The 13,796-nt window shown below is 59.3% G+C and carries 9 protein-coding genes; 7 read left to right on the top strand and 2 right to left on the bottom strand.

Annotated elements, in window-relative coordinates; translation table 11 throughout:
* Window positions 1-41: 41 nt before the first annotated feature.
* Complete coding sequence (locus AC5I5B_RS25735; RefSeq protein WP_003510199.1) at window positions 42-938, bottom strand: LysR family transcriptional regulator; 897 nt, start codon at window positions 936-938, stop codon at window positions 42-44.
* Window positions 939-1,043: 105 nt separating this feature from the next.
* On the opposite strand from AC5I5B_RS25735, the gene AC5I5B_RS25730 reads away from it, so the two are divergent.
* The 7 genes from AC5I5B_RS25730 to AC5I5B_RS25700 all read left to right on the top strand — a co-directional run bounded on the left by AC5I5B_RS25730 (window position 1,044) and on the right by AC5I5B_RS25700 (window position 8,243).
* Window positions 1,044-2,126: a 4-oxalomesaconate tautomerase gene (locus AC5I5B_RS25730; protein WP_111834808.1), complete on the top strand. Its 1,083-nt coding sequence runs from the start codon at window positions 1,044-1,046 to the stop codon at window positions 2,124-2,126.
* Window positions 2,127-2,174: 48 nt separating this feature from the next.
* Window positions 2,175-3,176, top strand: coding sequence for an ABC transporter substrate-binding protein (locus AC5I5B_RS25725; RefSeq protein WP_003510196.1), 1,002 nt, complete (start codon window positions 2,175-2,177; stop codon window positions 3,174-3,176).
* A gap of 9 nt (window positions 3,177-3,185) precedes the next feature.
* The gene (locus tag AC5I5B_RS25720) at window positions 3,186-4,007 is read left to right on the top strand and encodes an ABC transporter ATP-binding protein (RefSeq protein WP_077998766.1); all 822 of its coding nucleotides are present in this window, start codon (window positions 3,186-3,188) and stop codon (window positions 4,005-4,007) included.
* Window positions 3,994-4,770, top strand: a complete 777-nt coding sequence (locus AC5I5B_RS25715; RefSeq protein ID WP_080864649.1) for an ABC transporter permease — start codon at window positions 3,994-3,996, stop codon at window positions 4,768-4,770. The genes AC5I5B_RS25720 and AC5I5B_RS25715 overlap by 14 nt, the downstream gene beginning before the upstream one ends.
* Before the next feature lie 116 nt (window positions 4,771-4,886).
* Window positions 4,887-5,129: a hypothetical protein gene (locus tag AC5I5B_RS25710; RefSeq protein ID WP_111834809.1), complete on the top strand. Its 243-nt coding sequence runs from the start codon at window positions 4,887-4,889 to the stop codon at window positions 5,127-5,129.
* 202 nt (window positions 5,130-5,331) lie between these two features.
* Window positions 5,332-5,907: a DUF1349 domain-containing protein gene (locus AC5I5B_RS25705; protein ID WP_060723754.1), complete on the top strand. Its 576-nt coding sequence runs from the start codon at window positions 5,332-5,334 to the stop codon at window positions 5,905-5,907.
* Window positions 5,908-6,299: 392 nt separating this feature from the next.
* Window positions 6,300-8,243 (top strand): methyl-accepting chemotaxis protein, encoded by a 1,944-nt coding sequence (locus AC5I5B_RS25700; protein ID WP_003510187.1) that lies wholly within the window; start codon window positions 6,300-6,302, stop codon window positions 8,241-8,243.
* Between the two features lie 211 nt (window positions 8,244-8,454).
* Here AC5I5B_RS25700 and AC5I5B_RS25695 read toward each other — a convergent pair whose 3' ends face one another.
* Complete coding sequence (locus AC5I5B_RS25695) at window positions 8,455-13,647, bottom strand: beta strand repeat-containing protein (RefSeq protein ID WP_111834810.1); 5,193 nt, start codon at window positions 13,645-13,647, stop codon at window positions 8,455-8,457.
* Between the last annotated feature and the right edge of the window lie 149 nt (window positions 13,648-13,796).

Genomic DNA, 13,796 nt, shown 5'->3' with positions numbered 1-13,796 from the left:
CCACCAGCCGGGATGTCGTAGAAGGTATTTTTCTAAAGAGATCATTGTGTTTTCCAGGTCTCGAGCAGCATCCTCACAAATTTTTCGGCGGCTGGGGAAAGAGCACTGCTTCGCCTTTGCACGATGCCGATCGTACGGGAGACCACCGGGTTGACGATCGGCCGGGTGATGAGGAATGGATGATCGTCCTGCGGCGTTGCCAGCCGCGGCAGGACTGAAATCCCAAGACCGGCTTCGACGAGACCGAGCGATGTGTTGAGATGCGTGACCTCATAAAACCAGTTCAATTTCAGATTGTGCCGTGCAAGCGCGCTGTCCAGAAGCGTCCTGTTGCCGCTTGAACGATCCACGACGACCAGCGGATAGGCCTCCAGCTGGTCCCACTCGATCGTTTCGAACGCTGCCAGAGGGTGGTCTTTTCGCATTGCCAGCACGAAGGGGTCATCGATGAGTGGCTCGAATGAAAGCTCGGGATCGGAATTGCCCATCAGGTTGATGCCGAATTCCACCTCGCCTCTGGCGACCGCCTGCAGACCCTCATTGGCTGTCAGATCCCTGATCCGCAGCCTTATGTGGGGATATTGCTGGCTGAAGGTCTTGATAACGGTCGGAAGAAAGTAAAAAGCGGCAGTGGGGACGCAGGCCATCGTAATAAGCCCGCGCCTTTGCGCGCCGTCCTTCATGGCAAAAAGCGATCCGTCAAATTCCTCGAGCATACGCCGGACGAGCGGCATGACTTCCTGCCCCATGGCGGTAGGCGCGACGTGGCGCGTCGTTCTTTCCAGAAGTGGCGCCCCGATGGCCTGCTCCAGTTTCTGGATGCGGCGGGTGAGCGCCGGTTGCGAGATGTGCAGCGCCTCGGCGGCCCTGTGGAAACTGGCGAGTTCAACCACCGCTTGAAATGCCCGCAGATCCAGAATTTCACAATTGATGCTCATAACGCAATAAAACTCCAAAACATTGCATTTAACAGATTAGACTCTTTTGCTCATATTGCAACAACACGGCGTATTGATCCGCCAAATGCAATATTGAGGCAACCCATGAACGATCTGCTGAAGATACCCTGTGTGCTGATGCGCGGTGGAACGTCGCGTGGACCGTTCTTTCTTGCATCCGATCTTCCGCGTGATCGAGCAGACCGGGACGCGGCCCTTCTTTCCATCATGGGGTCGGGCCATCCGTTGCAGATCGACGGCATTGGCGGGGGCAATCCGGTCACGTCCAAAGTTGCGATTATCGGACCTTCCACGGTCAGGGGCGCCGATATCGATTACCTGTTCGCACAGGTTCGGACCGACAGGCAGTATGTCGATTATTCGCCAAACTGCGGAAACATGCTGGCCGCCGTCGGCCCCTTTGCCATCGAAGCGGGGCTTGTCGAGGCGAAGGGCAACGACACTCTTGTGCGAATCCATAACGTGAATACCGGCAAGCTGATCGAGGCGAAGGTCCCGACGCGCGGCCGCGAGGTTATTTATCTCGGCGACGCCTCGATCGACGGTGTTCCGGGCCTGGCGGCGCCCATTGCATTGACATTCATGGATGCAGCGGGTGCGAAAACCGGCAAGCTGCTGCCCACCGGAAAGCCGGTTGACGTGATCGATGGGGTCAACGTGACGGCCATAGACTGCGCCATTCCGATGGTTCTCATCCGCGCAGCAGATCTCGGCATGACGGGTTACGAGGATCCGCAAACCCTGAGCGCCAACAAAGACCTTATTGAACGGATGACGCGCATCCGCATTGAGGCTGGAAAGTTGATGGGAATGGGTGATGTAAAAGACATGGTCATTCCGAAACCGGTGCTCGTTGCGCCCGCCCGTAAAGGTGGCACTCTCTCGGTACGGTATTTCATGCCCAACGAGTGTCATCCCGCACTGGCGACGACCGGTGCTGTTGGCATAGCAACCGCGGCTGTCACCAAAGGCTCCGTCGCATATGATGTGGCCGGAGGCCTTTCGGTGCCCACCCAGATCCGCATCGAACATCCCGCCGGCTGCCTCGACGTGCAGCTGGAAATGCGAAACGGCGCAATAACGGCCGGACTTGTAAGGACGGCGCGCAGGCTTTTCGAAGGCTTTGCCTTCGCCAAACCAACCGCTGCGATTGAAGACGCAGCCTAGACGCGGCCATAGTGGCGCAAAATATAGTCAAACCGGGAGGAGACCCTTATGCGTAAATATCTGCTTGCAACCGCCGCGCTCTGTGCGCTGGCGGCATCCGCCAATGCCGAATCCGTCAGAATGAGCGTTGGCTCGTATAACCTCAACAACCTGCCTTTCCCCGTGGCCGCCAGTCTAGGCTTCTACAAGGAGGAAGGCCTTGATGTAACGACCGAGAACTTTGCCCAGGGCGGCTCTAAGGTGCTTCAGGCTCTGGTTGCCGGTTCCACCGACGTTGCCGTGGGTTTCTACGATCATACGATCCAGATGCAGTCGCAGAACAAGCACGTGGTCGGCTTCGTGCAGCTTGCCCGTAACTCAGGTCTGGTTCTCGCCGGCAAGAACGACACCGATTTCGATCCGGCCAAGCCCGAGACGATCAAGGGCAAGAAGGTCGGCATCACATCGCCCGGCTCCTCTTCGGACTTCTTCATTCGCTACTACATGAAGCAGCATAATCTCAGCGACAACGACATTTCCATCATCGGTGTCGGTTCGGGCGCTGCGGCCGTTGCAGCCCTGCAGCAGGGCAAGATCGATCTGCTCGTCAATTACGACCCTGCCGCGACCATCGTCGTGGAGCGTGGGCTGGGCAAGATCCTCATCGATGCCCGTAGTGATCAGGGCGCCAAGGATGTCTACGGCGGCATCTATCCGACATCAGTTCTCTACGCGACGCAGGATTATATCAACGCCAATCCCGAAGTGATCCAGAAGGTCACCAATGCAACGGTTCGGGCTCTGCACTGGATGAAGCAGCATTCTGCGGAAGAAATCGTCGCAAAGCTTCCCGATGATTTCGTGTCCGGCGACAAGCAGACTTACATCAAGGCAGTTGAAGCGGCCAAGGCGATCTTCTCCGAAGATGGCAAGTTTGAGCCTGCCGATCTCGAAACGCCGCTGGCCGTCCTGAAAAGCTTCAACGATGCGGTCGCAAAGGCGACAATCGACCTCAACACCACCTACACCAACAAGTTCGTCGAGGCCGCGGCCTCGAAGGCCGCAAACTGAGAGGCCGCCATGTCTTCGCCAGCCAGAAAGCTAGAACCCGTGACGGAACTCAAACCCCAGCCGATGGTGGCAATCGACGACGTGACCATGGCGTTCGGTTCGTTTGTTGCCGTGCAAAACGTAAATCTCAAGGTCGGCGATGGCGAGTTTCTCTCCATCGTTGGGCCGACGGGATGCGGAAAGTCCACCATTCTCAACGCCATCGCGGGCCTGTTGAAGCCAGCGCAGGGCAAGGTTTCCATCGACGGTTCGCTCGTCAAGGGCGTACAGAACAACATCGGATATCTGTTCCAGCAGGACGCGCTTCTTCCCTGGAAGACCGCGTTTCAGAATGTCGAGCTTGGCTTGATGTTCCGCGGCGTTCCCGAAAATGAGCGGCGCGCCAAGGTTCAGGCCTGGCTTGAGAAGGTTGGCCTGAAGGGTTTCGGAGACCGTTTTCCGCACCAGCTCTCCGGTGGACAGCGCAAACGCGTGCAGATGGCGCAGGCGCTCATTACCGAGCCGAAGGTCATCCTGATGGATGAACCCTTCTCCGCATTGGATATTCATACCCGCCACCTCATGCAGAACGAATTGCTGCGCCTGTGGCAGGAGGATCGCCGTGCGGTGGTGATGATCACCCATGATCTGGAAGAGGCGATTGCGCTCGGAGACCGGGTTGTCGTTCTCGCTGCAGGCCCGAAAAGCCGAGTCATCGAGAGTTTCCCTGTCGATCTTGAACGGCCCCGCAACGTTGCGGAAATCAAACTCGATCCAAAATTCATGACGCTCTATCGCGATATATGGGCGTCCCTGCGTGGCGAAGTGGAGAAAAGCTATGCAAGCCGTTAATGTTCGTATCATCCAGATCGTTCTTCTGGTCGTGCTTTTGGGCGGGTGGCAGCTCGGTGTCACCTCGGGCGCCATCGACCGCTTCTTCTTTCCCGCGCCCTATGACATCGTCAAACAGGTGATTGACTGGGTTGCCGATGCCGGTTTTTACAAGCATGTCGGCATCACGCTGAGCGAAACGGTGCTTGGCTATCTCATCGGAACAGGTCTCGGCGTCGGCGCCGGCGTCTGGCTGGGCCTCAGCCCCTTCGTCGCCCGGGTGCTTGATCCGTTCATCAAGGCCGTGAATGCCATTCCGCGTGTCGTTCTGGCCCCGATCTTCGTGCTCTGGCTCGGTCTTGGCCTGTGGTCGAAGGTTGCGCTTGCGGTTACGCTCGTCTTCTTCGTCACGTTCTTCAACGCCATGCAGGGCGTGCGCGAAGTGAACCCGGTCGTGCTTTCCAATACCCGCATTCTTGGTGCGAAGCGCTCGGATCTGCTGCGTCATGTCTATTTCCCGGCGGCGGCGAGCTGGATCTTATCGTCGTTGCGCACTTCCGTCGGATTTGCGGTGGTCGGCGCAATCATCGGCGAATATCTGGGAGCTTCCGCTGGCCTCGGTTACCTGATCGCCCGCTCGGAAGGAAACTTCGATGCGGTCGGCGTTTTTGCGGGCATCATCATCCTCGCGGTCTTTGTTCTTGTTATTGACCTCATTCTGGATTTTGCGGAGAAGAGGTTGATTACCTGGCGACCGAATGCAGGCGAGGAGCGTCCTGCGTAAGCGGACTGAAACAGGAATATTCCGTCGGGGGCGGTCCTTGATCGCCCCTTTTAAATGCCTGAGCCTTGCACGCAAAATAGGGCGTTCAAATCCTTCCATCCGCTAGACCAATTGCGATGCTGGACATCTACTACGCCGATTTCGACACCGCCTTCATGCCGCCGGACTCGGGCTGCCTCGAACTCGCCGGCTCCATCGATCTTGATGCGCACCGTTTGCTTGCGGCCCTGTTCGACAAGGGCCGGCAGGCTTGCGCGGACCTCAGCTACTTCGACGACGCGCTGCTTGAACCCGCGCAGGTCGCGATATTGCTGAACATCCTCCTGATAAACGAATATGTTCTGAAAGGTAACGCGTGAAGGCAGATGGCGAGCTCTCTTCTGGCTTGCCTTTGGCGAGATGCTCCTATTGGCCGGGGGCTTTACGCTGCTTTTGCTTGTGCTGCTGGTGCCTTCGCGGCTTCTAAGCTTCCCGATCGCAGGTGCATGTGTGCTGGCCAGCCTGCCTCTCTCGACGTATAACTCCACCGATTCCGTCGTATGAACGAAGCTAGGGATACCCATGTTCGAGAGGTGTGTTTGGCATAATGAGCCGCAGCAATGGTCGCTCGATAACCAGGTCCTCCACGTCACCACTGATAAAGGCTCCGATTTCTGGCGTGAGACCTATTATGGCTTTACGCGCGATAGCGGGCACTTCTTCGGAATGGAATGGCAGGGGGATTTCACCGCTTCATTGCGGATCCATGGACGTTATGAGGAACTGTACGATCAGGCAGGGATCATGGTCCGGATTGATGAGTCACACTGGATCAAGGCGGGTATCGAATTGTCGGACGGTGTTGCCTGCATCGGCAATGTGTTAACTCTGGGTCGCTCGGACTGGTCCACAACTGCCTACGCAGGCGACGCGTCTGATCTGTATCTGCGCGTCACCGTTGCGGATGGCGTGCTGCGCGTTCAAACATCCGCTGATGGAATCCGCTGGCCTCTGCTGAAACTTTGCCCGTTTCCAAAATCGCAATTTTATCAGGTCGGGCCCATGTGCTGCACACCGGAGCGCGAGGGCCTGGAGGTCAGGTTTTCCGAGTTCCGTGTTGGACCTCCGCTCGGCAAAGCCCTTCATGACCTGACGTGAGAAATATCGGAAAAATCATCCGTTACGGAGCCGAGCCATCTCGCTATCGGTCAGCCCTATGGCGTCGGTTTCCGGCATAGCCGCGGAGGCCGCCGCTACACGTGAAAATGATGCCTGAACGCTTTTGCGGTGCAGCGGATTGTCAGCACTTGCATAGTCCGGGTAACACTTCATTTAGTGATTTTGTGAAATCTAAAATACGCAGGTTCCAAGGTTTCATCGGCGGAGCCGGTAGAACAAGCGGAGCCACCTAGACCTGCCTGGCGGCGGTTCGAAAATGGCACTCGCTTGTCGCCCTATGAGGAGGGGCAACAGCTACCCGCGATGTTTCATCATATATTCCCCGGCCTCCCGCGAGGGCGGCTGGAGGAGTGCTTGCCTTGAGGCCATTCATGTCTTTCCTGAAGAATACCAAGATAAAAACGAAGGTCGTTTTTGTCATCTCGCTGATGAGCCTGATGTCGCTTTCCGGAATAAGCTACGTCAGCCTGCAATATCAAAAAACCGACAACGTCTATAGCGACTTCATCGGCCATGAGGCCCTTGCTGCGGTTCTGAACGCCAGAACCAGCGGAAACCTCAATGCGCTCGGCATGCAGATGCTTCGCGCCAGCCTCAACGACCCGGCCAGCGGCGATTTCGAAGCTGCCGTCAAAACCTTCAGAGCCGACCGGAAGCAGCTCGAGGAACGCCAGAACAAGATCATGGAGCTGGTGCCGGCGCGCACGGATGCCGCCCGCGATATCCTCAAGGGTGTTGTCGAAGTCGAAGAGATCGGCAATCAGGTCATCGCCCTCATGCAGGCAGGGCAACGCGCCGAAGCGCAGCAGATGGCGCTCAACGTGCTTCGAAAAATTGCCGAAGTCTCGCCAAAGATCAGTGCCGGCAATGAGCAGCTCATCCAGGTCATGAACGAGGGGAGAGAGCGCCTCACAGCCAGCACCAATACGACGATCTGGACGGGCCTGATTACGCTCGCGCTCGTTTCTCTGGCTGTGATCGCACTTGGCCTGCTTGTTTCTTCCCGAGGCATCACCACCCCGATTGCGCGGCTTCGTGCGCGCATGGAATCGCTGGCGGCCGGTGATACGGCGAGCGAAATCGCCGGAATGGATCGCAGGGATGAAGTTGGCCAGATGGCCGCGGCCGTGCAGGCATTTCGCGAAGGTGCAATCGAGCGCCTCCGGCTTGAGAATGAAACGGAAGCCAACCGGTCGACTTCGGAAAAGGACCGGATCGAGCGCGAGAAACAGAAGGCCAGGGAAGCTGCCGACGTACAGTTTGCCGTCGATAATCTTGCCACGGCCCTTTCGAAGATCGCCGAGGGCGACGTTACCTACCGGATCGTTCAGCCATTCGTCTCCGGCCTTGACGGTATCCGTGGTGATTTCAATCGGGCTGCGGAGCAGTTGCAGTCGACCTTGAGCCAGGTGGCGCAGAACGCACGCGGCATCGATGCCGGCGCCAACGAGATCAGGTCTGCGGCAGACGATCTGGCGAGACGCACGGAGCAGCAGGCCGCCGCCGTCGAAGAGACTGCGGCTGCGCTGGAAGAGATCACCACGACGGTGAAAGACGCCACGAAACGGGCGCAGGAAGCGGGTCACCTCGTCGGCCGCGCAAAAGTCGGCGCTGAAAAGTCCGGGGAGGTGGTGCAGCAGGCCGTTGCGGCAATGGAGCAGATCGCGACATCCGCCAATGAGATTTCCAATATCATCGGCGTGATCGACGAGATCGCGTTCCAGACCAACCTTCTGGCGCTGAATGCGGGCGTTGAAGCAGCCCGTGCGGGAGAGGCGGGCAAAGGCTTTGCAGTTGTCGCGCAGGAAGTTCGCGAACTGGCGCAGCGCTCCGCCGGCGCCGCCAAGGAGATCAAGAACCTGATCACGACATCGAACGGTCAGGTTCAGCAGGGTGTACAGCTGGTTGGCGAAACCGGCAGGGCGCTGGAACTGATCGTGACGGAGGTGAAGGAAATCAACCGGCACGTTGCGGCCATCGCGGAATCGGCGCAGGAGCAATCCTCAGGTCTTCAGCAGATCAATACGGCCGTGAACCAGATGGATCAGGACACCCAGAAGAACGCCGCCATGGTGGAGGAAAGCACTGCCGCCAGCCACGGCCTTGCGCGCGAGGCGTCTTCGCTGAACGGGCTGATCGCCCAGTTCAAACTGTCGGAAGGTTCGTTCAGCGAGGCCGCTGCGCCAGTGCGTTCGGCTTCACCTGCCGACAGGCCCGCTCGTTCTCCCGCCCGCGCCCTGGGCGGCAGGATCAAGGCTGCGTTTTCCGGCAATGCGGCACTGAATACCGCGGCGGATAATTGGGAGGAGTTTTGATCCCTGTCCCGCTCTTATGCCGGCCTCAGCTGAGGGACTGAAAGCATCGCTTTGAACATTGACGCCGGGGATCGGAGGTTTGTTGGACCCTGATCCCCGGTGTTCTGCTTTTGAACGATATGAGCCCGGAACTGCCGCCCATCTATGCCCTTGCATGGTGGTCAAGCCGGCTGGGGCTTCACCGATTTTCCGGTCTGCTCACGAGCGAAAGTCAGACGTCCAGGTAGGACAAAATGGTTGCAGCGACGTCAGACGCCTCCTGCGTCTCACTCGAAGCGTTCGCTGATGTGTCGGTCCCGGCTGTATTGTCCGGGGTCGCAGCCTTCTGCTCGGTGGTTGAGATGAAGGAGGCGATATCCTGCACGGAGCTGTTTGTGGGCTTTGCGCTATTTAATGCCGTAACCTGCGCGGACGTCATGGCGGCGATCTGACCCGGCGTGAAGGCGGCCGCCTGGGAGGTCGTCAAGGCAGCGAGCGTGCCGGTGCTCAGTCCCGAGATCGCGCTCGAACTCAAGCTGATGATTTGCTCGGTGGAAAATGTTGTGAGGTCGTCGCCGCCAAGCGCGGCTGCCTGCATCGCGTTGAGGGCGCTGACCTGCGACAGTGAAAGCGCTCCGATTTGTGCAGATCCCATTGCCGCCACCTGGCCGTAGCTCAGCGAAGCCACCTGGCTTGTGGTCAAGGCGGCGATCTCCTGAGGCGACAGGGACGCTACAACGGCGGCGGACAGTCCCTTGATCGCCGTCGAACTGATGGCGGAAAGCTCCCCGGTCGAGAATGTCGCCAGATCTTCAGTCGTCAACCCCGCAAGTCCGGCCGAACTTAATGCGGCGATCTGGCTGGTGGAGAGTGTTTCGATCTGGTCCCTGCCAAGGGCATTGATCTGCTCGCTGGTCAATCCGGCAACGCCGGCCGTGCTGAGGGCTGCAACCTCAGCGGTGGAAAGAGCGGCGATAAAGCCCGTTGACAGTCCCTTTATCGCGCTTGAACCAATCGCGGCGAGTTCTTCCGTCGAGAAGGTCTCCAGCATCTCCGCAGACAGGCCCTTGAGCGCATCCGAATTCAACGATGCGATCTGACGGGTGGATAATGCCTGAACCTGTTCAATGCTCAACGCGCCGGTCTGTGCGCTGCCAAGGCCTGCGATCGCCTTGGCGTCCAGAGCAGCTATCTGGTTTACGGAAAGGGAGGCGATGTCGGCCGTATCCAAAGCCGCAACCTGTTTGGAGGTGAGGGCGGCGATCTGGGCATTGGTCAGCGCGTTCACCTGACCGGTGCCGAGGGCGGCGATCTGGTCCGTGGTCAGACCCGGCACTGCCGCCGCACCCAAGGCTGCGATCTGAGCTGTCGTCAGCGAAGCGATCGTTGCTGCCGACAGGCCCGAGACCGCACTCGAGCTGATGGCAGCCAGCTCAGCGGCGGTGAATGTATCGAGATCATCGGCGCCAAGGGCCGCAATCTGTTTCGAACCGAGAGCACCGATCTGAGCGCTGGTGAAGGCCTCGACCTGAGCGGTGTTGAGGGCCGTGATCTGATCAGCGGTCAGGCCTGCCGCGCCCGCCGTGCTGAGGGCGGCGATCTGGGCTGCTGAAAGCGAGGCGATGCCGGCTACGCTGAGAGCGGCAACCTGCTTGGAGGTGAGGGCGCCCACCTGGGCGCTGGTGAGGGCCTCGACCTGGGTGATGCTGAGCGCCGCGATCTGGTCGGTGGTCAGGCCGGGTAGCGCCGCCGTGCCCAGGGCTGCGATCTGAGCTGTCGTCAGCGAAGCGATTGCAGCCGTCGACAGGCCCGAGATTGCACTCGAGCTGATGGCAGCCAGTTCGGCGGCGGTGAATGTATCAAGATCATCGGCGCTAAGCGCCGCAATCTGTTTTGCGCTGAGAGCACCGATCTGGGCACTGGTGAGGGCCTCGACCTGAGCGGTGTTGAGGGCCGCGATCTGGTCAGTGGTCAGGCCGGCTATACCCGCGGTGCTGAGCGCGGCTATCTGGGTTGCCGAAAGCGAGGCGATGCTGGCCACGCTGAGAGCCGCAACCTGTTTGGAGGTGAGGGCACCCACCTGGGTACTCATCAGGGCGTCCACCTGATCACTGGTCAGGACGGCGACCTGTCCGGTGTTCAGTCCACCAATGCCGGCCGTGCTCAACGCTGCGATCTGAGCCGTGGTCATCGACGCCACGGTTTCCGCTGACAGACCTGGGACGGCATTCGAACTGATCGCCGCGATGTCCTTGGTCGAGAACGTTGCTATGTCATCCGTACTCAAGACTGCAATCTGTTTCGAGCTGAGAGCACCGACCTGGATATCGGTCAGGGCCTCGACCTGCGTGGTGTCGAGGGCCGCGATCTGATCAGTGGTCAGGCCCGTTATACCGCCGGTGCTGAGGGCGGCGATCTGGGCCGCCGAAAGCGAGGCAATGTCAGCCACGCTGAGAGCCGCAACCTGTTTGGAGGTGAGCGCAGCAATCTGGGTATTGGTCAGAACGTCCACCTGATCGCCAGTCAAGGCGGCGACCTGTCCCGTGCTCAGCGCGCCGATGCCGGCCGTACTCAGCGCGGCGATCTGCGCTGTTGTCAGCGACGCTATGGTTTGCGTTGACAGGCCCGGGACCGCATTCGAACTGAGCGCGGCAATGTCTCTGGTCGAGAACGTTGCGATATCGTCTGCGCCCAGGGCCGCTACCTGCGTCGAGCTGAGTGCGCCGACCTGGGCGCTGGTCAAGGCCTCGACCTGAGCGGTACTCAAGGCGGCGACCTGCCCGGTGCTCAGTGCGCCAATGCCCGCCGTGCTCAGCGCTGCAATCTGGGCTGTCGTCAGCGACGCCATGGTTTCCGTTGATAAACCCGCGACCGCATTCGGACTGATCGCGGCGATGTCCTTGGTCGAGAATGTCGCAATGTCGTCCGCGCTCAAGGCCGCTATCTGTTTGGAGCTGAGAGCGCTGACCTGGGCGGTGGTCAAGGCCTCGACCTGGGCGATGCTCAGGGCGGCGATCTGCACGGTGCTCAACGCAGCGATGCTTTGCATATTCAGGGCGGCAATCTGGGCTGTCGTCAGGGAGGCGATGGTCTCCGCCGACAATCCTGAGATCGCACTCGAACTGATCGCGGCGATGTCCTTGGTCGTGAATTTCGCCAGATCGTCCGTTCCCAGCTGCGCAATCTGTGTGGAACCGAGATTGACGATCTGCGCACTCGTCAGGGCTTCAGCCTGGCTGGTGCTGAGGGTCGCCAGTTGCTGCGAGCTGAGTCCCGCAATGCCCGCAGCGCTCAGGGAGGCAATCTGGGCGGTTGAAAGAGCGGCTATGTCGTCTGTACCAAGGGTGGCGACCTGTGCCGCGCTCAGCCGCCCCATCTGCTTGGTCGACAGTCTGGAAACCTGATCGGTGCTGAGGGCGGCGATCTGGCTGCTCGAAAGTCCGACGATGCCAGAGGTGCTCATTGCCGCGAGCTGGGCCACGGAAAGCGATGCGATATTGTCCGTGCTCAATGCCGCAATCTGTCCCGAGCTGAGAGCTCCGATCTGGACGGTGGTCAAGGCCGAGAACTGATCGATGCTGAGCGCTGCAATCTGATCCGTGGTCAGACCCTTGACGCTCGCAGCACTCAACATGGCTGTTTGGTTGGTGGACAAGGCGGTCACATCGTTGCCGAGAGCGGCGACCTGTGCTGCGCTCAATGCCTTGATCTGCGCGGCGGATAGAAGGCTGACCTGATTGCCGCTCAGGGCTTCGATCTGGTCGGAGGTCAGGCCGGTAATAGCACTGGTGCTCAGGGCACCGATCTGAGCCGTGGTGAGGGCTGCGATAACATCCGTGTTCAGGCCCGGCATGGCTCTGTTGGTGATGGCTGCGATATCGGCGGTCGAGAATGTCGCCAGATCTTCAATGCTCAGGGCCGCAATTTGCGTTGAACTCAGTGACTTCACCTGTGTCGGCGACAGGGCCTCGACCTGACCGGTGCTCAATGCTTCGACCTGATCGGCCGTCAGGCCGGCGATGGCGCTGGTGGTCAGGGCTGCGATCTGGGCGGTGGTCAGCGCCGCGATTGCGTCCGTGCTGAGGCCGGCCATGGCCTTACTCGTGATCGCCGCAATATCGGCGGTCGAGAATGTTGCTATGTCCTCCGCGCTCAGAGCCGCAAGTTGTACCGAGTTCAGCAACTTCACCTGTGCCGAGGACAGGGCTTCGACCTGCTGGGTACTAAAGGCTTCGATCTGATCGGCGATCAGGTTTGCGATCACCCCTGTGTTGAGGGCGGCAATCTGAGCGGTTGACAGGGCTTCGATCTGAGCAGCGCTCAGGGCCTGGAATTGCGCGACGCCAAGCGCGTTCATCTGGGCCGTCGTCAATGCGGCGACCTGATCTCTGGTAAGCGCGCCGATCGTCTCCGTGCCCAGACGTGGCATGGCTTTGGCGGTAATCTCCGCGATATCGGCGGTTGAGAATGTCGCTATATCCTCCGCACTCAGGGCCACGAATTGTGCTGCACTCAACGATCTCACCTGTGCCGGTGATAGGGCTTCGACCTGGCTCGTGCTTAAGGCGGCAATGTGCGTTGTTTTGAGCGCGGCAATCTGAGCCGTCGTCAATGCGGCGATCTGGGCGGTGCTCAGGCTTTCGATATGGTCGATTGTCAGACCCGCAATCGCACTTGCATTGAGGGCGGCGATCCGATCAGGGGTAAACTCTGCGATTGCTTCGGTGCTGAGGCCCGGCATGGCTTTGACGGTAATCGCCGCGATGTCGGCGGTGGAGAATGTCGCTATGTCATCTGTGCCGAGGGCCGCGAGTTGCATCGAGCTCAACACCCTGACCTGTGCCGGCGTAAGGGCTTCGGCCTGATCCGGGCTCAGGACCGCGATCTGGTCGGTTGTCAGGCTTGCAACGGCGCTTGTGCTCAGGGCCGCGATTTGATCCGGGGTCAGTCCTGCAATCACTTCCGTGCTCAGGCCCGGCACGGCTCTGTTCGTGATCGCGGCCATATCAGCGGTTGAGAATGTTGCGATATCTTCCGCGCTCAGGGCGGCAATTTGCGTCGCACTGAGGGCGCGCACCTGAGATGAGGTCAAAGCCTCCGCTTGATCGGTCGTCAGGGCCTGAAGCTGGGTGGTGGTGAGCGCAGAAACCTGGCTCGAATTCAGACTTTTAATGGCGTATTGATCGAGAATATTGAGTTGATCCAGCGTCAGGCCAACGATGGCGACCTGCGAAATGGCGCTCAACTGTTGCGAGTTGAGGACTTTGACATCCTCTACATCCAACGCCGCGATCTGAGCCGACGAGAGCGCTTTGATCTGCGTTGTGGAAAGCGACGCCACGTCGTCGGTTGTCCAGGCTGCGACCGCCTCTGTCGAAAGATATCTGATCTGATTGACATTCAGGGAAGAAATGATCGACGTCATGTCTGAAAAATCCTAAAGTCCAAGCTTAACAGGTGGATTTTCCGCCCAAGCCCCCCAAAGGGGCATCGGTTATTCGGGTCCACCATTTTTCAGATGTTGATTACGCAATCGGGCTTGCCTGAACCTGAAGTTGCTACGTCTCAGCCGAT

This window comes from Agrobacterium sp. (genome assembly GCF_059499945.1).
This window is presented reverse-complemented; position numbering and strand designations above follow the sequence as displayed.